The sequence below is a fragment of the Pseudomonas sp. DG56-2 genome, assembly GCF_004803755.1.
Lineage (GTDB): Bacteria > Pseudomonadota > Gammaproteobacteria > Pseudomonadales > Pseudomonadaceae > Aquipseudomonas > Aquipseudomonas auratipiscis.
Map to the genome: position 1 here is coordinate 265586 of NZ_CP032311.1, position 20041 is coordinate 285626.

The following is a 20041-nucleotide window of genomic DNA, read 5'->3' on the forward strand; positions in this document are numbered from 1 at the left end:
ATCAGTTGCTGATCGCCAGGATGCTGGCCTGATAAGCACTGACGAACAGGTCGAAATCGGCCTTGTCCTCTTCGTGCTCGAGCATTGCTTGCGCTTCCAGGGACTCGCGAGCGGCAGTCTCGAAACGCTGCTGTTCGTCGGCTGGCAGGGCCTTGGCGCGGAAGAATTCGGCGTGCGCCTGGCTCTGGCGTAGAGAGAAGCGGCTGAAGCTTTCCTTGTGCTCGGTCATGCTTGCCAGGACCTGGGCCGACGGGGTCAGGGATGGATCGCTGACTTTGTCTTTTTGCAGGTTCAGGGATTTGCTGTGCTCGTCACTGTTCAGGCTGCGGTCAAGCAACGCGGCCAGCGGCGCAATACGCTCGAGCAGCTCGTTTGCCCACACCTTCAGCTCCACAGGCTTGCCGTGATGCTGCAACATGAGTCCCGGTCGACGACCTTCCTTGACTACGCTGAGGAAGTTCGACGTGCAGTTGCCACATTCCTGATTGCCCAGCAGTGGGCTGTCATCCAGCGCGCAGAACAGCAGGAATGCATCGAGAAAACGCGATTCCGGTAGATCGATACCGGTCGGCAGGAACGGGTTGATGTCCAGGCAACGCACTTCGACGTACTGAATGCCACGGGCCATCAGGGCCTGGATCGGCCGCTCACCACTGTAGGTCACGCGCTTGGGACGAATATTGGAGTAGTACTCGTTTTCGATCTGCAAGATATTGGTGTTGAGCTGCACCCACTCGCCATCCTTGTGCGTACCGATTTCTACATAGGGCGCATACGGCGTGGCAACGGCCTTGCGCAGGCTGTCGGTATAGCTGCTCAGATCGTTGTAGCAAGGCGTCAGGCCTGCCTGGGCATTGCTCTGGTAGCCCAGGTCGCTCATGCGCAGACTGGTGGCGTAAGGCAGATAAAGGGTATCGACGTCGAACTGTTCGAGTGAATGAGCCCGACCACGCAGGAAACCCGCGTCCAGGGCCGGCGAGGCGCCGAACAGATACATCAGCAACCAGCTGTAGCGGCGGAAGTTGCGGATCAGGGCAATGTAGGCTGCCGACTGATACTCACGGTCATCCAGGCTGCTGCCTTCAGCGGCGCGCAGCAGCGGCCAGAGACTTTCTGGCAGCGAGAAATTGTAGTGAATCCCGGCAATGCACTGCATGGTGCGGCCGTAACGCAGGGCCAGGCCCTTGCGGTACACATACTTGAGCTGGCCAATATTCGACTCACCGTACCAGGCGATTGGAATATCTTCCTCGGCTGGTAGTGGACACGGCATCGACGGGCTCCACAGGTATTCGCTACCCAGCTTGGTGTAGGCGAATCGGTGGATGTTCTCCAGGCTTTCCAGGGTCTGCGCAGGGTCGGCCAGGGCTGGAGTAATGAACTCCAGCAGCGATTCCGAGTAGTCCGTGGTGATCTGCTCGTGGGTCAACGCCGCGCCGAGAGCTTCGGGATGCGGGGTTTGTGCCAGACGACCGTCGTCGGTCACACGCAAGCATTCGCGCTCGATGCCGTGCAGGCACTGCTTGAGCAGGGAGAGGTTGTCGCCTTGGCCGAGCAAGCTCAGGCGGCGGTTGAGAAGTTCGCTCAAGATGGATTCCTTCACGCATCAGTCGCCCCAATATGGGGGTGGAAATGACGGTCTACAAGGGTGGACAGAGGAACTGGCGTTGTCGCCTGGTTTCGGCCGGCTTTCGGCAGTGCCTGCGCTCTGCCGAAAGTATCCCAATTTTGCCGTTTGAAGCTAGAGGACGACGAACGTTCCTTGCGCTTTTGCCACCAGCTTGTCGCCCTGAAGCACATCAGCGTCGACCACCAGCGTGCGTCGCCCGGCGTGCAGCACCCGGGCGATGCACAGCACTTCACCCTCGCCAACCGCGCGCAGGTAGTTGATCTTGCATTCCAGGGTCACGCTCTGCTGGTCGAAACCATGAGCGCTGGAACAAGCCAGGCCCATGGCAGTATCGACCAGACTGAAGATCGCACCGCCATGCAGCTTGCCACCGCGGTTGCGCAACTCCGGCGCCAGGGCCAGGGTCATGTGCGCAACGCCTGCCTCCAGATGTTGCAGGCGGCAGCCGAGCAATTGGCTGAAGGCACTGAGGACAACCTCTTGTGGGGCCGGCATCACTTCTTCTTCAGCTGTTTGGCGTTGGCGAACAATGCCGCCATGGCGTTGTTGGCAGGTGCCGGGGTCTCCTTGGCGCGAGCTGGAGCGCTTTGCTGGCGCGGGGCTGAGCCTGGACGACTGCCACGGGCGCCATCGATTTTCTCGCCTGGAGTGTCGCTCATGCGCATCGACAGGCCGACGCGTTTACGCGGAATATCGATTTCCATGACCTTGACCTTGACCACGTCACCGGCCTTGACCGCTTCGCGTGGGTCCTTGATGAACTTCTCGGAGAGCGCCGAGATGTGCACCAGGCCGTCCTGGTGGACGCCGATATCGACGAAGGCACCGAAGTTGGTCACGTTGGTCACCACGCCTTCGAGAATCATGCCCAGTTGCAGGTCCTTGAGGTCCTCGACGCCTTCCTGGAATTCAGCCGTCTTGAACTCGGGACGTGGGTCGCGGCCCGGTTTGTCCAGCTCCTGAAGAATGTCAGTGACGGTCGGCAGGCCAAAGGTTTCGTCCGTGAACTTTTTCGGGTCCAGGCGCTTGAGAAAGCCGCTGTCGCCAATCAGGGAACGAATGTCACGATCGGTTTCAGCCGCGATGCGCTGTACCAGCGGATAGGCTTCGGGGTGGACCGCGGAAGCGTCCAGCGGGTTGTCACCGTTCATTACGCGTAGGAAGCCGGCAGCCTGCTCGAAGGTTTTTTCGCCCAAGCGACTGACTTTTTTCAACGCTGTACGGGTTTTGAACGCGCCATTGGCATCACGATGGTTAACGATATTTTGCGCCAGTGTGCTGTTGAGGCCGGAGATACGTGCGAGCAAGGCTACCGAGGCGGTGTTGACGTCGACCCCTACGGCGTTCACACAGTCCTCGACCACCGCGTCCAGGCCACGGGCCAGCTTGAGTTGCGAAACGTCGTGCTGGTATTGGCCGACACCAATGGATTTCGGATCGATTTTCACCAGCTCAGCCAGCGGGTCCTGCAGGCGGCGGGCAATGGACACGGCGCCACGGATCGATACATCCAGGTCGGGGAATTCGCGGGCTGCCAGTTCCGAAGCGGAATACACCGAAGCACCGGCTTCAGAGACCATGACCTTGGTCATCTTCAGCGCTGGGTATTTTTTGATCAGCTCGGCAGCCAGTTTGTCGGTTTCACGGCTTGCGGTGCCGTTGCCGATCGCGATCAGCTCGACCGAGTGTTTGGCGCACAGGGCGGCGAGCACGGCGATGGTCTGGTCCCACTGGTTTTTCGGCACATGCGGGTAAACCGTGGCAGTGTCGAGCAGCTTGCCGGTGGCATCGACCACTGCCACTTTGCAGCCGGTGCGCAGACCCGGGTCGAGGCCCAGAGTGGCGCGTGGGCCTGCAGGGGCGGCCAGCAGCAAGTCGTGCAGGTTGTGAGCGAAGACGTTGATGGCTTCACCTTCGGCGTTGTCGCGCAATTCACCGAACAGATCGGTTTCAAGGTGGCTGTATAGCTTGACCTTCCAGGTCCAGCGCACCACCTCGCTCAGCCATTTGTCGGCAGGGCGGTTGTGGTTTTGCAGGCCGAAGCGTTCGGCGATCATCATTTCACAAGGGTGCAGGGTGCCAGGCAGTTCCTCACCGACTTTCAGCGAAGCGGCGAGCACGCCTTCGTTGCGGCCGCGGAAAATCGCCAGGGCGCGGTGCGATGGCATGCTTTTGAGCAGTTCATCATGTTCGAAGTAGTCACGGAACTTGGCACCTTCCTCTTCCTTGCCAGCGACAAGTCGCGCGCTGAGCACTGCTTCTTGCTTGAGGAAACTGCGCAGTTTGTCGAGCAGGCTGGCGTCTTCGGCGAAGCGCTCCATGAGAATGTACTTGGCGCCTTCGAGCGCAGCTTTCACATCGGCCACGCCTTTTTCGGCGTCGACGAAGCGTGCAGCTTCGACCTCCGGGCTCAGTTGTGGATCGTTCAGCAAACCATCGGCGAGTTCGCCCAGGCCCGCTTCCAGGGCGATCTGGCCCTTGGTGCGGCGCTTTTGCTTGTAGGGCAGGTAGAGGTCTTCGAGACGCGTCTTGGTGTCAGCCAATTTTATTTCGCGAGCCAGTTCCGGGGTCAACTTGCCCTGTTCTTCGATACTGGCAAGGATGCTGGAGCGGCGATCATCCAGCTCACGCAGGTAGCGCAGGCGTTCGTCCAGGTGACGGAGTTGGGTGTCATCCAGGCTGCCGGTCACTTCTTTACGGTAGCGAGCGATGAAAGGCACTGTCGAGCCTTCATCAAGCAGGGCCACGGCCGCTTCGACCTGTTGCGGGCGTACGCCGAGTTCCTCGGCGATGCGGCTGTTGATGCTGTCCATAAAACCACCTGACAAATTGTGAATACAAAGGCCGCGGGCGGGCGCCAAAGGGCGCTCGGATCAATGCGGCGCTGGCTGAAAGCGGCGCATTATACCCAGCCAGCCGGGGTTGCGGTGATAGCAGCGAGCCAGCCCCTGACCAGGCAGAACTGGCGCCCGGGGAAAAATCTGCTAACAATGCACACGGCACGGCCAATGGCGGCTAAGCCATAATGCGTGCCGAGATTAGAGGAGCTATCCATGAGCAGCACTGCACAAACCGTTGAAGGCGAAAAAATTCTCATCGTCGATGATGACCCAGGCTTGAGCAGCCTGCTGGAACGATTCTTCACCAGTAAGGGCTATCGCGCCCGTGCAGTACCGAATACCGAACAGATGGACCGCTTGCTGGCCCGTGAAGTTTTCAACATGGTGGTGCTCGACCTGATGTTGCCTGGCGAGGACGGCCTTACCGCTTGCCGTCGCTTGCGGGCTGCAAACAATCAGATCCCGATCATCATGCTTACCGCCAAGGGTGATGAGCTCAGCCGCATCAAGGGCCTGGAGCTGGGTGCCGACGACTACCTGGCCAAACCGTTCAACCCCGACGAGTTGATGGCGCGGGTCAAGGCCGTACTGCGTCGTCAGGCGCCGGCAGTGCCCGGTGCCCCAGGCAGCGAGGACGAAACCGTCACCTTTGGCGACTACGAGTTGTCGTTGGCTACCCGCGAACTCAAGCGCGGCGACGAAGTGCACATGCTCACAACCGGCGAGTTCGCCGTTCTCAAGGCCCTGGTCATGCACGCGCGCGAGCCGCTGACCCGTGACAAGTTGATGAACCTGGCCCGTGGTCGTGAGTGGGATGCACTGGAGCGCTCCATCGACGTGCAGATCTCCCGTTTGCGTCGCATGATCGAGCCTGATCCTTCCAAGCCCCGTTATATCCAGACGGTCTGGGGTGTCGGCTACGTGTTCGTACCGGATGGCAATGCCAGCAAGTGATGTTTCGATTGTAGGAGTCAGTCACAGCGAGCAGGGTGGACCTTCGGGTTGCCCTGCTTTTGCGTGTGCCGAGATCCGCAAAGCCTGCGAGCCATGCTCGTTCCTGCAAAGTGTGTAGCCGTTGTCGATGAAAACGCCCTTGTGGTTCCCGCAAAGCTTCTTCGCCCGCACCTTATGGTTGGTGCTGATCGTCGTGCTGTTTTCCAAGGCGCTGACCTTGGTTTACCTGCTGATGAACGAAGACGTGCTGGTCGATCGCCAATACAGCCACGGGGTGGCTCTGACCCTGCGCGCCTACTGGGCAGCCGATGAGTCCGACCGCGACAAGATCGCCGAAGCCGCCGGGCTTATTCGGGTGGTGGGTTCTGGTGTTCCGGAAGGTGAGCAGCACTGGCCCTACAGTGAAATCTACCAACGTCAGATGCAGGCTGAGCTTGGTGCCGACACTGAGGTGCGCTTGCGCATCCATGCGCCACCGGCCCTGTGGGTCAGGGCGCCAAGTCTGGGCGACGGTTGGTTGAAGGTTCCGCTTTATCCGCATCCGCTGCGTGGCCAGAAAATCTGGAGCGTACTGGGTTGGTTCCTGGCCATTGGCTTGTTATCCACAGCCTCGGCATGGATCTTTGTCCGTCAGCTCAATCAGCCGCTCAAACGCCTGGTATTTGCTGCCCGGCAACTGGGCCAGGGGCGTAGTGTGCGATTGCCGATCAGCGATACCCCGAGCGAGATGACCGAGGTTTACCGGGCCTTCAACCAAATGGCTGAAGACGTCGAGCAGGCTGGTCAGGAGCGGGAGTTGATGCTGGCGGGTGTTTCCCACGACCTGCGTACGCCCTTGACCCGTTTACGCTTGTCGCTGTCGATGCTGGACAACGACAGTGACCTGACCGACGACATGGTGCGCGATATCGAAGACATGGACGCCATCCTCGACCAGTTTCTGGCGTTTATTCGCGACGGTCGGGACGAGCCGGTGGAGGAGGTCGACCTGAGCGACCTGGTGCGTGAAGTGGTGGCGCCGTTCAACCAGCCAGAAGAGCGTGTACGCCTATGTCTAGAGCCAATCCCGCCTTTTCCGTTGCGTAGGGTTTCGCTCAAGCGCATGTTGAACAACCTGATCGGCAACGCCCTGTATCACGCAGGCAAGGGCGTCGAGGTGGCGGCCTACGTGTCTGGCGACAGCAGCGCCCCGTATGTGGTGCTCAGTGTGCTGGACCGAGGTGCGGGTATTGATCCGAACGAGCTGGAAGGTATTTTCAACCCATTCATTCGCGGCGACCGGGCCCGAAGCGGCAAGGGGACCGGGTTGGGGTTGGCAATCGTCAAGCGCATTGCCGCGCAGCATGGCGGCAATGTCGAGTTGCGCAACCGCTCCGGCGGCGGACTGGAAGCCAGGGTGCGCCTGCCGCTGGGGCTGTTGCTACCGCGTGACGCGGTCTAGCCTTTGCCTTTGGTGCGGGTCAGATTTGGCCCGCCGTTCTTTTCCAGGTGCTCGATGATCATGCCGGCCACGTCCTTGGTGGTGGTGACCTCGATGCCTTCCAGGCCTGGTGATGAGTTAACCTCCATTACCAGTGGCCCGTGATTCGACCGCAAGATATCCACACCGGCAACGCTCAGCCCCATCACCTTGGCAGCGCGAATGGCGGTCATGCGCTCTTCGGGAGTGATCTTGATCAGGCTGGCACTGCCACCTCGATGTAAATTGGAGCGGAACTCACCGGGTTTGGCCTGTCGCTTCATCGAGGCGATGACCTTGTCGCCGACCACGAAGCAACGGATATCGGCGCCTCCAGCCTCCTTGATGTATTCCTGAACCATGATGTTCTGCTTCAGGCCCATGAATGCCTCGATTACCGATTCGGCAGCCTTGGTGGTTTCGCACAGCACCACACCTATGCCCTGGGTGCCTTCGAGCACTTTGATTACCAGCGGGGCGCCATTGACCATTTGGATCAGGTCCGGGATGTCGTCTGGCGAATGGGCAAAGCCGGTAACCGGCAAGCCGATGCCGCGTCGCGACAGCAATTGCAGCGAGCGCAGCTTGTCCCGCGAGCGGGCAATGGCAACCGATTCGTTCAATGGAAACACGCCCATCATTTCGAACTGGCGCAACACTGCGCAGCCATAGAAGGTCACCGATGCGCCGATCCGCGGGATTACGGCATCGAAGCCCTCGAGCGGCTTGCCACGGTAGTGGATCTGCGGCTTGTGGCTGGCGATGTTCATATAGGCGCGCAGGGTGTCGATCACAACCATCTCATGGCCTCGTGCAGTACCGGCTTCAACCAGACGACGAGTGGAATACAGACGCGGGTTACGCGACAGCACGGCGATCTTCATGCAACACCTGTGGAAGGAGAAATAGTGGCCGGAAATGCCGGCTTGTCCTGAACATACTTGAGACCTGGATTGACCACCAACTGGCCATGAATCAGGGCTTTGGATCCGAGTAAAAGGCGATAGCGCATGGCTTTGCGACAAGCCAGGGTGAATTCGACCTCCCAGACCCGGTCGCCCAATGCCAGCGGCGTCCTGATCACGTAGCGAATTTGCGCGTGGCCATTGGAGCTCTTGATGGTCTTCATGGTCACCAACGGTGCTTCACAGCGGCGGTGGCGTAATTGCACGATCGAACCCAGGTGTGCATTGAAACGCACCCACGGCTCGCCGTTGCGCTCGAAAGGCTCTACCTCTGTGGCGTGCAGGCTCGAGGTGCTGGCGCCGGTGTCGATCTTGGCGCGCAAGCCGGCCACGCCCAGGTCGGGCAAGGCTACCCACTCGCGCAGGCCAATTACAGTCAAATGGTCAAATGTCTTCAAATTGCTCAACCAGCATAAAAAATCGCAAGGCCAGACCGGCGTGCGCGACAAGTCGTGAACTGTAAGCACGCGGCAGTTTTTTTGCATCCGTCAGATACGGTAGTACAGTTCCGTTAACGAAAATATGCGGAGAAATGTCATGGCACAAAAGCCGGAAAACGATGACAAAGTACGTCTGGACAAATGGCTCTGGGCCGCACGTTTCTACAAGACCCGCGCACTGGCCAAGGCGGCCATCGAAAGCGGCAAGGTGCATTGTCGTGGGGAACGCTGTAAACCGGGCAAAGAGCCGCGCGTAGGCGACGAATTCGTCTTGCGCACCGGCTTTGATGAGCGCACGGTGGTGGTTCTGGCACTTTCGGTGGTGCGTCGGGGAGCACCCGAGGCCCAGGCGCTCTATGCCGAAACGCCGGAAAGTATCGACCGTCGCGAGAAGGCCGCCGCCATGCGCAAGGCCGGAGCGATGGGGATAACGACCGACGGTCGGCCAACCAAGAAGCAACGGCGCCAGATCCACCAGCTTCATGACAGCGCCGGTTAACGGGCGCGGGGCGCACTGATAAACTAGGCGCCATTAACCCATTTATTCGAAAGCCTGAACCCATGCACGATTTGTCCGATACCGATTACACCCAACGCTTCATCTTCGACGATCGCGATGTACGCGGTGAAATGGTCGGCCTGGAGCGCAGCTACGCCGAGGTACTGGCCAAGCACCCTTACCCGCAGCCTGTCGCGCAGTTGCTTGGCGAGCTGATGGCAGCGGCGGCCCTGCTGGTCGGCACCTTGAAGTTCGACGGTTTGCTGATTCTCCAGGCACAGTCGAGCGGGCCCGTGCCGTTGCTGGCCATCGAATGCACCAGCGAGCACGAAATCCGTGGTCTGGCCCGGTATGAGGCCGAGCAGATCAAGGCTGATGCAACGCTGGCTGACCTGATGCCCGGCGGACATCTGGTGCTGACCATCATTCCAGTCAACGGTCAGCGCTATCAGGGGACGGTAGAACTCGATGGCAAGGATCTGTCGGAATGTTTTACCAACTACTTCGTCATGTCCCAGCAGGTCAACACCTGCATTTCCCTGACCGCCGACGGTCAGCGCGCCCGTGGTCTGCTGGTTCAGCAACTGCCTGCTGATCGTCAGAAGGACATCGAAGACCGTGAAGAAAGTTGGAATCATGTGAAGGCCTTGGCCAACACCTTGAAAGCCGAAGAACTGCTCGGCCTGGACAATGAGACGGTCTTGCATCGCCTTTACCACGAAGATGCCGTGCGCCTGTTCGATATCCAGCCACTGCATTTCCGCTGCAGTTGCTCGCGGGAGCGCTCCGGTAATGCGTTGATCAGCCTGGGCGAACACGACGCGCTGGCGCTGGTCAATGAACATGGAGGCAAAATCGAGGTCGATTGCCAGTTCTGTAACCAGAGCTATGAATTCGATGCAGCCGATATCGAGCAATTGTTCGCCGGTGGTGGTGTAGACGCGCCGTCAGATACTCGTCACTAAAACGTTTCACCACAGGTAAATCTCCTGTCTAACGCCGGAAACTCGCCGTTCTGACAGGAGGGCCCTACTTTTTTTGGGCGTTTCTGGCATAATCCGGCCACTTTTTTCGCTGTAGTAGTTTTAAAAGCTCTACTACAAAACGTTTGGAGCACTCGGCCTCAGGCCGGATGGGGAATCTCATGACGCAAGCCCACAACACCGTCTACACCGACCTGAGCGTCGATGAGCTGGTAAAAGAAGCGCTGAACCGCGGTGAAGGCGAGCTGGCCGATACAGGCGCGCTGGTCGTGAAAACCGGTCACCGTACCGGTCGTTCGCCGGTTGACCGTTTCATCGTCGAAGAGCCGTCCACGCAGGATGCCATCGCCTGGGGCCCGATCAACCGCAAGTTCCCGGCCGACAAGTTCGATGCCCTGTGGGACCGCGTCGAGGCCTTCAACAACGCGCAAGAGCATTTCGTTTCCCACGTTCACGTAGGCGCTGCAGCCGAGCACTACCTGGCCGTCAAGATGACCACTCAGACTGCCTGGCAGAATCTGTTTGGCCGTTGCCTGTTCATCAATCCGCAGCAGTACAACCCTGCTGGCCGTGATGAGTGGCAAGTTCTCAATGTCGCCAACTTCGAGTGTGTGCCAGAGCGAGACGGCACCAACTCCGATGGCTGCGTGATCATCAACTTCGCACAGAAGAAAGTGCTGATCGCCGGCATGCGTTACGCCGGTGAAATGAAAAAAGCCATGTTCTCGGTGCAGAACTTCCTGCTGCCAGCTGCCGACGTGCTGCCAATGCACTGCGCTGCCAACATCGGCGAAGAGGGTGACGTCACGCTGTTCTTCGGCCTGTCCGGCACTGGCAAGACCACCCTGTCGGCTGACGAAAGCCGTTACCTGATCGGTGACGACGAGCACGGTTGGGGCGAAGGCGTGGTGTTCAACATCGAAGGCGGTTGCTATGCCAAGTGCATCGACCTGTCCGAGAAGAACGAGCCGGTCATCTGGAAAGCCATCAAGCATGGCGCGGTCCTGGAAAACGTTGTTCTGGACGACGCCAAGAAGGCTGACTATGCCGACGGCAGCCTGACCCAGAACAGCCGTGCCGCCTATCCGCTGGAGCACGTCGAGAAGCGTTCCGAGAAGAACCTCGGTGGCGAGCCGAACGCCGTTATCTTCCTGACCTGCGACCTGACCGGCGTACTGCCACCTGTTTCGATTCTCAGCGAAGAGCAAGCGGCGTACCACTTCCTCTCGGGCTACACCGCGTTGGTGGGTTCGACTGAAATGGGTTCGGGTAGCGGTATCAAGTCGACCTTCTCCACCTGCTTCGGCGCGCCGTTCTTCCCGCGTCCAGCTGGCGAGTACGCTGAACTGCTGATCAAGCGTATCCGTGGCTTCGGCTCCAAGGTTTACCTGGTCAACACTGGCTGGACCGGTGGTGGCTACGGCGTCGGCAAGCGTTTCAACATTCCGACCACCCGTGCAGTGATCGCAGCGATCCAGAGCGGCGCGCTGGTGGGTGCTGAAACCGAGCACCTGGACATCATCAACCTGGACGTGCCAAAACTCGTTCCTGGCGTTGAAACCGTTCTGCTCAACCCACGCAACACCTGGGCTGACCAGACCGCTTACGATGACGCAGCCAAGGCCCTGGCCAACCTGTTCATCGAGAACTTCAAGAAGTTTGAAGTTTCCGACGCCATCAAGGCCGCTGGTCCACAGCTCTAAGCTCAAGTCAGCGTTAAACAGAAAGCCGCCCCTCGGGGCGGCTTTTTGCATTCTGTTGCATGTGGTCAGACCACTCGGCGAACTATTGTTGAATGCGACAATAGGACTTGCGATGTGATTGTGGGAAGCTTCTTTTATCTGCATCCATCCTCAGGCCAGCCATGTCCGATACTCCCCAACGCCACGACTACCCGCACCTGCAACCCATCCTTACCCGCTGGCAAGACAGTGACCTCAACGGTCATATCGCGGGTGCGACGGTGTACGGCTACTTCGATACGACCATCCAGGCCTTTCTTCTGCAGCAGGCGGGTCTGGACCCGCAGGAAGGGGAGGTACTGGGCTTTGTGGTCAGTTCGGCGGCGGACTTCTTTGCCTTGCCGGCGTTCCCCGACACGCTTGAGGTGGGCCTGCGGGTGGCGCGCGTAGCCGGAAGCTCGGTGGAATACCAGTTGGGTCTGTTCCGGGTCGGCGATGCGCAGCCGTGTGCTGCGGGTAAGGTCGTGCAGGTTTTTGTCGAGCGCGCCTCAGGCCGACCGGTACCGTTGCCTGACGTCCTGCAGGCGGCTTTGCTGAGTTTGCAATGCTGAGTGTGCGCGGCTGAACTACGGGCTTAGTCGTTCAGACGGATGATGCCTTCGCGTACGGCAAATAACACCAGGCCCGGAACATCGTGGATCTGTAGTCGGTGCATGATTTGTGAGCGGTGCGCTTCGATGGTTTTTACGCTCAGTCCCAGGCCGTCGGCAATCGAGCGAGTGCTTTCGCCACGGGCGATGAGCCTTAGCACCTCCAGCTGGCGCGTAGTCAGTTGCATGGCACTGTTGCCGGGCATGCGTTTTCGGCTGTGTTTGACGGCCTGACCGATCACCATCGGCAGCACCGCGGCCGACAGGTACTGGCCACCGTTTTTCAACGCTAGTAGGGCTTGCTCAAGTTCTTGCACCGAAGCGCTCTTGAGCAGAAAGCCATGGGCACCGAGTTGCAGGCAGCGCATGACGAAATCCAGCTCCGAACGTGTTGAAAGCATCAGCACGTGACAGGTCGGCGCGAGCAGGTTCAACTCGCGCAAGATTTGTTCGCTATCCAGGGTATCGGCGGTCAAGTCCAACAGGATCACATCAGGCTTGAGCTTTTCCGCCAGCGCGATAGCTGTCGTGCCATCGCCTGCATCACCGACCACGGCGTAATGTTTTTTTTGTTCGAGCAGTGCACGCAGGCCAGCTCGAAAAAGCGGCGAGTCGTCGGCAAGTAGAATTCGGCAAAGCATGGGGTCGAACCTGTTTCGCAAGAGTTGGGGAGCGGCAGGTTTGCTCGGTCCGTATGAGCGCTGCCGCGCAGGAGAGCGATTGATATCGAAGGTCTGTCGTTGGTGACGGCAGCGCCGGTCAACATAGGCGCTCGTATATCGAGGGCAGTATCGGTCGTATTGGCAAATCAAGCCCATGGATGTTTTCGCTGTGACCGATCAACAGCAGTCCACCCGGACGCAGCCGGGTTAGCAAGCGCCGAACGACCAGTTGCTTGTCATCCTGGCTGAAATAACTCAGTAAATTGCGTAGAAATATGACATCGAAAACCCCCAGGTCGTCGGGCAGCGGCTGGAGCAGATTGAGCTGCCGCCAGCTGACTCGCTCGCGCAATGTCGTTTGCACTTGCAAGCGCCCCACCGTTGCGCCGATGCCACATTGGCAATAGCGCTGCAACCAGCCTTGGGGGAAGTAACGCGCCTGGGCAATGTCATAGATACCTTCGTGCGCAAGCTTGAGCATGACGGGGCTAATATCGCTGCCCAGGATGCTCCAGGTGTCGCTACGGGCAGCTTCGCTGGCGATCATGGCCAGGCTGTAGGCTTCTTCACCCGATGAGCATGCGGCGCTCCACAGACGCACAGGCGCGTGGGACTTGCTCAGCCAGTCGGCGAGAAACTCGAAGTGTGGGTGTTCGCGGAAAAAGTAGGTTTCTTTGGGGACCAGCAGTTCGACCACCTGCTGGCGCTCGGCAAGCTGGTCAGGCTGTGCAAGCAAGCGCAGGTACTGGCTGAAACCGGGTAACTGAAAATGACGCAGGCGTCTGGCCAGGCGCGCAGCAACGACTGTTCGGCGCGCAGGAAGCAGGATCACACCTGAGGCGCGTTCGACCAGCGACTGAAGTTCAAGGAACTGAAGTTCGTTAAGTGCAGGGAAACGTTTGCCCGCTGGCATCTCAGCTTCTTCTGGCAATGAGCAGCCGGATCGGCGTTGCAGAATCGATGCGCATTCCCTGCGTCCGTTGGCTGATTGGGAATTCGATGATAGCTACAGGCTATTGTTGCCAGAATCGGGGTAGCCCCTAAGTCTTAGGTAGGGTAGGGGTATTATCGGCTGCCAGAGGGTGACGGTGTGAGAGGTAGATCGGCTCGAATGGCTTGAGCGGTAACGCGGGGGGCGCTTCGCAGTCCCTGCCGGTGACAGCAGGGACTAGGAGATTGGCTTAAGCCCTTGCGCGATCAGCGGTGGCGCCAGTGCTTCTTGTGCTTGCGATGGCCGTAGTGATGACCACGGTCGCGGTAGTGACGGCGGTCGTCGTAGCTGCGGTTATTGCTGTAGTGACGATCTTCTTCGTCGCTCTTCTTGCCCATGTAGTTACCCAGGGCGCCACCTGCACCGCCGCCTGCGGCTGCACCAATGTAGCCGCCGTTGGTACCACCGACGTTACGACCGATAGCGTTACCGCCAGCAGCACCCAGTGCACCGCCAATCGCTGCTTCGCCACGGCTGTGCTTGTTGGCACCCACCGCGCTGCCTGCCGCACCGCCAAGGCCGGCGCCAATAGTCGAGCCAGTGCTGCCGCCGATCGAGTTACCGACCACAGAGCCCAGTACCCCGCCCAATGCGCCGCCAATACCGGCTTCGGTGGTGCCACCTGCCGAGGCAACGCCACTGAGCAGGCCAAGAGACAACAACAGAATCGAGGAGTACTTCATCAAGAGAGCCTCATAAGGATGACGAGGCGATCCTGAGGCTGGGAAGGGGGGCTGGCAACGAAAATCCGACGAGTAACACGAGTTGTACACAATTCTCTAAGTTACTGTTTTCACTATGAAACTTTCTCGATTTTACGCTGTCTGAGCTTACTTGAGACAAGGCCCCGGCATCGCTGCCAGGGCCTTTTTTTGTGCGTTTCGTACAGAAGATTCTGTCAGAGGATGCGGGTATTGTCGCTGGCAGCTTCCAGTTTGATCGCGACAAACTTGGAGGTCGGTGTGTGGCTGCCGTCGCCGACGCTTTCCAACGGCACCAGCGGATTGACCTCTGGATAGTACGCCGCCGCCTGACCCGCAGGGATATCGAAAGCCAACAAGGTAAAGCCCTTGACCCGACGCTCACGGCCATCGCTCCAGAGCGAAACGATATCGGCCTTTTGCCCAGGGTGGAAGCCCAGGCGAATGATGTCGGCCTCGTTGGCGAACAGCACATTGCGCTGGCCCTTGACCCCACGGTAGCGGTCATCGAGGCCATAAATGGTGGTGTTGTACTGATCGTGCGAACGCATCGATTGCATGATCAGGTCCGGCAATTGTCCGGTTGCACGAATGCACTCGTGCAGAAGGTCATCTGGCAGTTGGTTGGCCTTGAAGTTAGCCAGGCCGCTGGCGGTCTTCCACTGCCGTTGTCCGGCACTGTTGCCCAGGTAGAAGCCGCCAGGATGTTCCAGGCGCTGGTTGAAGTCGTTGAATCCAGGGATGGTGTCGCTGATCAGGTCGCGAATACGGGCGTAGTCGGCCACCAGCCAGTTCCAGTCCACCGGTTTGGCACCCAGGGTGGCCGCGGCGATCCCGGCGACCACCGCAGGCTCCGAGCGCATATGTCGGGACAGGGGCTGCAGTTGGCCGTTGGAGGCATGCACCATGCTGAACGAATCTTCGACAGTAACGGCCTGCGGGCCTTCGCTTTGCTGGTCGATGTCGGTGCGTCCCAGACACGGCAGGATCAGTGCCTGCCGGCCGTGTATCAGGTGACTACGGTTGAGCTTGGTGCTGATCTGCACCGTCAGGTCGCAATTGCGCAAGGCTTGCGCGGTGCGCTCGGTATCGGGTGTTGCCTGGGCAAAGTTGCCACCCAGTCCGATAAAGACTTTGGCCTGCCCCCCGAGCATGGCTGCAATCGCTTCTACGGTGTTGTGGCCATTGTGCCGCGGTACCTTGAATTTGAAACGTCGTTCCAGGGCATCAAGCAAGCTAACCGGTGGGCGTTCGTTGATGCCCATGGTCCGGTCGCCCTGCACGTTGCTGTGGCCACGCACAGGGCACAAGCCGGCGCCAGGTACACCAAGGTTGCCACGCAACAACATCAGGTTGGCGATTTCCTGAATGGTCGCCACCGAATGGCGGTGCTGGGTGATACCCATGGCCCAGCACATGATGACTTTATTGGCCTTGCAGTACATCCGTGCGGCCTGTTCGATTTCGGCCAGGCTCAGGCCGGATTGAGCCTCGATATGCGCCCAGGAGGTATCGTCCACCGCTTGCAGATAATCGAGCACGCCTTGGGTGTGTTGATTGAGAAACGCGTGATCGAAAATGGCTGGCGCGTTGTTCGCCTGTGCTTCACGTTCCCATTGCAGGAGGAACTTGGCCATGCCGCGCAGCACAGCCATGTCGCCACCCAAGGCCGGACGGAAATAGGCGGTGTTGGTCGGGCGGTCACCGTTGGTGAGCATTTCCAGCGGGTGCTGAGGGTGCTGGAAACGTTCCAGGCCACGTTCTTTGAGGGGATTGATGCACACCACCTGAGCGCCGCGCTTGACCGCTTCGCGCAGCGGCTCAAGCATGCGTGGATGGTTGGTTCCGGGGTTCTGGCCCCAGACAAAAATCGCCTCGGCATGTTCGAAGTCATCAAACGTGACCGTGCCTTTACCGACCCCGACACTTTGGCCCAACGCTACGCCGCTGGCCTCGTGGCACATGTTCGAGCAATCGGGAAAGTTGTTGGTGCCATAGGCGCGCACAAACAGCTGATACAAGTAGGCCGCTTCATTGCTGGCGCGGCCAGAGGTATAGAACTCGGCCTGGTCTGGGCTGGCAAGGTTCTGCAGGTGGCTGGCAATCAGGGCGAAAGCTGCATCCCAGTCAATCGGGCGATAACGGTCGGTGCTCGGTTCATAAACCATCGGCTCGGTCAGCCGGCCCTGGTACTCCAGCCAATAATCGCTCTGGGCGAGCAGTGAGGTTACGCTGTGACGGGCGAAAAACGCGGCATCGACACGGCGTTTGGTGGCTTCCCAGTTCACAGCCTTGGCGCCGTTCTCACAGAACTTCACCATGCCGCTTTCCGGTGAATCGCCCCAGGCGCAGCCCGGGCAATCGAAACCGCCGTTCTGGTTGGTCTTGAGCAGGGCGCGAATGTTCTTCAGGGCGTTGTCACTGCCGATCCAGGCCTGGGCCACACTGCGCAGTGCGCCCCAGCCGCCAGCGGCGCCGTTGTAGGGTTTATAGCGCGGGACGGGCTTCTGATCGGCTTGATGATGCAGGCTCACGGTCAATTCTCCAGCACGGGGCTGTATACCCGTGGCGCACTGTGTTTGGGAATATGAATCAGGTTGAGGTTGTGACGACGCGCCCACTGCAGGGCCAGGCCGGTGGGTGACGACAGGCTGACCAGGGTCTGGATGCCGGCACGCAAGACTTTCTGGATCAACTCCAGGCTGCAGCGGCTGGTGACAATGGCCAGGCCGCCTTCAGGGTTGATTTGCTGGCGCAATAGCGCGCCGATCAGTTTGTCGAGTGCGTTGTGTCGGCCAATGTCTTCGCGACCCAGCAGCAATTCACCCTGGTTGTTCATGAACAATGCCGCATGCACGGCACCGCAGTACTGGCCCAGGGGTTGAAAGTCATCCATGCGCTGGCGCAGGCCTTCGAGCCAGTGGACAGGCGGCAGGGGGGCGCCAGGCAGGGCGTCAAGCTGCGGCAAGGCCTGGTCCAGTGCTTCGACCCCGCACAGGCCACAACCACTGGTACCGGCAAGTTGTCGGCGCTGGTTCTTCAGGTTCCAGAAGGCACGGCTGGAGATTTCTACTTCGGCGTTGATAGCGGCGCCTTGGCCCTTGAGCTTCAGGTCATAGATGTCATCGAGCGAAGTGATGATGCCGTTGCCGAGGCTGAAGCCGACAATGAAATCTTCGAGGTCCGTAGGGCTTACCAGCATCACCGCCTGGTTGATGCCGTTGTAGGCAATGCCCAGGGCTACCTCTTCAGCCAGCGCTGTGCTGGCCTGGCTGTAATCGGTCAGGTAGTTGTAGTCATAGCGGTTGCTGGCCGCGGGCGCAGTCAGGGGTAGCGACGCCGCGCAGGCCGGAGGTTTTGTACTCATTAGAGGTACCGGCGGCTAGTCTGATTTAAGCCTAGGCTTGCGCTCGGTTACCGTCTAATCGCTATTGCTGATGTTTTGATAGACAGCGTCGATCAGGCATCACTTTGCAATGCTTGGAATTCGGCCAGACAGGCTTCTGCCAGGGCCGAGCGCGGCGCTGTACGCCGCATGATCAGGCCCAATGGCGCGAGGGTATTGGCCTGTTCGATCGGTTGCAGGCGCAACCGTTCGGTGAACACTTCCAGACCTGCCGACAATGGCATGATCGCGCAGCACAGTCCGCCATGTACCGCTTGAGCCAACTGATGGACGGCATCGGTTTGCATCAGCAACCGGGGCTTCAGGCCGCGGCTGTGGAAGTTGTGATCGATTGACTGGCGAAAGTGCATGCCGGCTGTCAGTAGACCCAGCGGCAATTCAGTCAGTGCTTGCCAGCTTAAAGGTTGCTCGTCGAAGCAAAAATGATCTGGGTCATACAACAGGCCCATACGGGTTTCACCCAGCGGCAGCGACAGAAAGCGCTCGTGGTCCAGGCGCTCCAGGTAAGACACACCCAGGTCCAGACGGTTGCTGGTGAGTTGGTCGAGGATCTGTTCGGAGCTCAACGCGCTGAGTTCGAAGTTCAGGTCCGGATGGCGTTGGTGCAGGCGTTGCAGCAACGGCAGAGGATCGAAGCTCGACAGCGGCACCACACCCAGGCGCAGATTGCCCACCAAATGACCGCGGCAGGCTGCAGCTTCTGCGTACAAACCATCGTAGGCAGCAATCACGGTGCGGGCCCAGGCCAGTACTCGGTCACCTTGGGCGGTGAAGCCTTCGAAGCGCTGGCCACGATTGACCAGGGCCAGGTCCAGTTCCTGCTCCAGATTGCGCAGACGCATGGACAGTGTCGGTTGGGTTACATGGCAGCGGGCAGCCGCCTGGCCAAAGTGACGGGTTTCATCCAGGGCGATGAGGAATTTGAGTTGTTTGATGTCCATCGTCGCTCCTTGGCGCAAAGCAGGCGAAGCATTCTAACCTGTCCTAGACTCCAGGCTCCGAGATTCATCACCAAGGAGAGCGGTATGAGCATTTTCAGTTTCATCAAAGAGGCCGGCGAGAAAATCATCGACCTGTTGACCCCAGGTAATGCCAATGCCAGCGACCAGTTGCAAAAGCACGTGGAAGAGGTGGGCCTCGGCAACCCGAACATCAAGGCAACGGTCGATGGCGATAAGGTGACGGTAACGGGTGAAGTTGCCAGTCAGGAAGAGAAAGAGAAAATCCTCCTGGCCCTGGGCAACATTGCAGGGGTTGCCACAGTGGACGATCAGATCACCGTAACCGGACCGGTCGTTGCCGCTGCTCGCTTTGTCGTGGTGAAAAAGGGCGACACCCTCAGCGCGATTTCGCTGGCGGTATATGGCAACGCCAATCTGTACAACAAGATTTTCGAGGCCAACAAACCGATGCTCAAGCACCCGGACAAAATCTACCCGGGCCAGTCGCTGCGCATTCCCGAGTAATCAAAGCCCTTCGAGCAGCGCTCGGTAGTCTTCTACCGCAGCGAACTCTTCGGTATCGCGCGGCCCTTTCCGGCTGTCCGGTTGGCGCACCGCAAGCAGGTGCGCCACGCCGAAGTCGCGGGCACTGCGTAAAATCGACAAGGTGTCGTCGATGAACAGGCTGCGGCCTGGTTCAAAGCCGATGTCGTTGTGCAGGGCATCCCAGAATTGCGGGTTTTCCTTGGGGAAGCCGTAGTCATGGGAGCTGATCAGACGCTCGAAGTAGGGCGCCAGCTCAACCTTTTCCAGCTTCAAAGACAGCGAATCGCGGTGGGCGTTGGTAATCAGGATTACCCGTTTGCCGGCCTGCTTGATCGCCTGCAGAAACGTATCGGCATCTGGACGCAGGGCGATCAGATGGGCGGTCTCCAGCTTCAGGTCGCGTACCGAAAGGTTCAGCTCGCGGCTCCAGAAGTCCAGGCAGTACCAGTTCAGCGAGCCTGCGTGCTGCTCGAACAGTGGTTGCATTTCCAGTTCGGCCATCGCTCGGCTGATGCCATGCAAGTCGGCATAGCGTTGGGGCAGGTGTTCGAGCCAGAAATGGTTGTCGAAATGCAGATCCAGCAAGGTGCCGTCCATGTCCAGCAAGACAGTGTCGATGGTGGACCAGGCTAAAACGGGCATATGAAATTCTCGGGCAGTCAGGGCAGCGGTGGCTAGGCAAGCCACGGTAT

The 20041-nt window shown here is 59.3% G+C and carries 19 protein-coding genes; 7 read left to right on the top strand and 12 right to left on the bottom strand.

All coding sequences use genetic code 11. The features are described from left to right. Position 1 precedes the first annotated feature (1 nt). From gshA to D3Z90_RS01205, 3 genes are all read right to left on the bottom strand, one after another. Positions 2-1588 carry a glutamate--cysteine ligase gene (gene gshA, locus D3Z90_RS01195; protein WP_136474040.1) on the bottom strand — a complete coding sequence of 529 codons (1587 nt, stop codon included), beginning with the start codon at positions 1586-1588 and terminating at the stop codon, positions 2-4. A gap of 153 nt (positions 1589-1741) precedes the next feature. Further along, a complete protein-coding gene (locus tag D3Z90_RS01200; RefSeq protein WP_136474041.1) occupies positions 1742-2125 on the bottom strand; it encodes a PaaI family thioesterase in 384 nt (127 codons plus the stop codon). Next, positions 2125-4443, bottom strand: a complete 2319-nt coding sequence (locus D3Z90_RS01205) for a Tex family protein (protein WP_136474042.1) — start codon at positions 4441-4443, stop codon at positions 2125-2127. Before D3Z90_RS01205 ends, D3Z90_RS01200 begins: the two co-directional genes overlap by 1 nt. A gap of 240 nt (positions 4444-4683) precedes the next feature. Between D3Z90_RS01205 and ompR the strand changes: the two genes are divergently transcribed. Further along, positions 4684-5424, top strand: coding sequence for a two-component system response regulator OmpR (gene ompR / locus D3Z90_RS01210; RefSeq protein WP_136474043.1), 741 nt, complete (start codon positions 4684-4686; stop codon positions 5422-5424). 127 nt (positions 5425-5551) lie between these two features. Then, positions 5552-6865, top strand: a complete 1314-nt coding sequence (locus tag D3Z90_RS01215) for an ATP-binding protein (RefSeq protein ID WP_136474044.1) — start codon at positions 5552-5554, stop codon at positions 6863-6865. Here D3Z90_RS01215 and rimK read toward each other — a convergent pair. Together rimK and D3Z90_RS01225 are read right to left on the bottom strand one after the other, a co-directional pair. Continuing rightward, a complete protein-coding gene (rimK, locus tag D3Z90_RS01220; protein WP_045180940.1) occupies positions 6862-7767 on the bottom strand; it encodes a 30S ribosomal protein S6--L-glutamate ligase in 906 nt (301 codons plus the stop codon). The two genes, D3Z90_RS01215 and rimK, sit on opposite strands and share 4 nt — an antisense overlap. After that, entirely contained in the window at positions 7764-8246 is a 483-nt protein-coding gene (locus D3Z90_RS01225; RefSeq protein ID WP_136474045.1) for an ATP-dependent zinc protease, read from the bottom strand. Before D3Z90_RS01225 ends, rimK begins: the two co-directional genes overlap by 4 nt. Before the next feature lie 139 nt (positions 8247-8385). Here D3Z90_RS01225 and D3Z90_RS01230 point away from each other — a divergent pair, with 139 nt between their 5' ends. From D3Z90_RS01230 to D3Z90_RS01250, 4 genes are all read left to right on the top strand, one after another. Next, positions 8386-8787, top strand: coding sequence for an RNA-binding S4 domain-containing protein (locus tag D3Z90_RS01230; RefSeq protein ID WP_136474046.1), 402 nt, complete (start codon positions 8386-8388; stop codon positions 8785-8787). Between the two features lie 62 nt (positions 8788-8849). Next, positions 8850-9752 carry an Hsp33 family molecular chaperone HslO gene (gene hslO / locus D3Z90_RS01235; protein WP_136474047.1) on the top strand — a complete coding sequence of 301 codons (903 nt, stop codon included), beginning with the start codon at positions 8850-8852 and terminating at the stop codon, positions 9750-9752. 179 nt (positions 9753-9931) lie between these two features. Further along, positions 9932-11473, top strand: coding sequence for a phosphoenolpyruvate carboxykinase (locus tag D3Z90_RS01245; RefSeq protein WP_136474048.1), 1542 nt, complete (start codon positions 9932-9934; stop codon positions 11471-11473). Positions 11474-11634: 161 nt separating this feature from the next. Continuing rightward, on the top strand, positions 11635-12063 hold the full coding sequence (locus tag D3Z90_RS01250; RefSeq protein ID WP_136474049.1) for a thioesterase family protein: 429 nt from the start codon (positions 11635-11637) through the stop codon (positions 12061-12063). A 23-nt stretch (positions 12064-12086) separates the two neighbouring features. Here D3Z90_RS01250 and D3Z90_RS01255 read toward each other — a convergent pair whose 3' ends face one another. The 6 genes from D3Z90_RS01255 to D3Z90_RS01280 all read right to left on the bottom strand — a co-directional run bounded on the left by D3Z90_RS01255 (position 12087) and on the right by D3Z90_RS01280 (position 18803). Then, the gene (locus D3Z90_RS01255; RefSeq protein ID WP_136474050.1) at positions 12087-12743 is read right to left on the bottom strand and encodes a response regulator transcription factor; all 657 of its coding nucleotides are present in this window, start codon (positions 12741-12743) and stop codon (positions 12087-12089) included. 118 nt (positions 12744-12861) lie between these two features. Beyond that, positions 12862-13677 carry a protein-glutamate O-methyltransferase CheR gene (locus tag D3Z90_RS01260; RefSeq protein ID WP_136474051.1) on the bottom strand — a complete coding sequence of 272 codons (816 nt, stop codon included), beginning with the start codon at positions 13675-13677 and terminating at the stop codon, positions 12862-12864. Positions 13678-13961: 284 nt separating this feature from the next. Then, positions 13962-14438, bottom strand: a complete 477-nt coding sequence (locus tag D3Z90_RS01265) for a glycine zipper domain-containing protein (protein ID WP_136474052.1) — start codon at positions 14436-14438, stop codon at positions 13962-13964. 215 nt (positions 14439-14653) lie between these two features. Next, positions 14654-16990: an FdhF/YdeP family oxidoreductase gene (locus D3Z90_RS01270; RefSeq protein WP_136474053.1), complete on the bottom strand. Its 2337-nt coding sequence runs from the start codon at positions 16988-16990 to the stop codon at positions 14654-14656. 2 nt (positions 16991-16992) lie between these two features. Beyond that, the gene (gene fdhD / locus D3Z90_RS01275) at positions 16993-17823 is read right to left on the bottom strand and encodes a formate dehydrogenase accessory sulfurtransferase FdhD (protein ID WP_136474054.1); all 831 of its coding nucleotides are present in this window, start codon (positions 17821-17823) and stop codon (positions 16993-16995) included. A gap of 92 nt (positions 17824-17915) precedes the next feature. Further along, a complete protein-coding gene (locus D3Z90_RS01280; protein ID WP_136474055.1) occupies positions 17916-18803 on the bottom strand; it encodes a LysR family transcriptional regulator in 888 nt (295 codons plus the stop codon). A gap of 84 nt (positions 18804-18887) precedes the next feature. On the opposite strand from D3Z90_RS01280, the gene lysM reads away from it, so the two are divergent. Further along, positions 18888-19328, top strand: a complete 441-nt coding sequence (gene lysM / locus D3Z90_RS01285; protein WP_136474056.1) for a peptidoglycan-binding protein LysM — start codon at positions 18888-18890, stop codon at positions 19326-19328. On the opposite strand, the gene yrfG is transcribed toward lysM, so the two are convergent. Further along, positions 19329-19991: a GMP/IMP nucleotidase gene (gene yrfG, locus D3Z90_RS01290; protein ID WP_136474057.1), complete on the bottom strand. Its 663-nt coding sequence runs from the start codon at positions 19989-19991 to the stop codon at positions 19329-19331. Between the last annotated feature and the right edge of the window lie 50 nt (positions 19992-20041).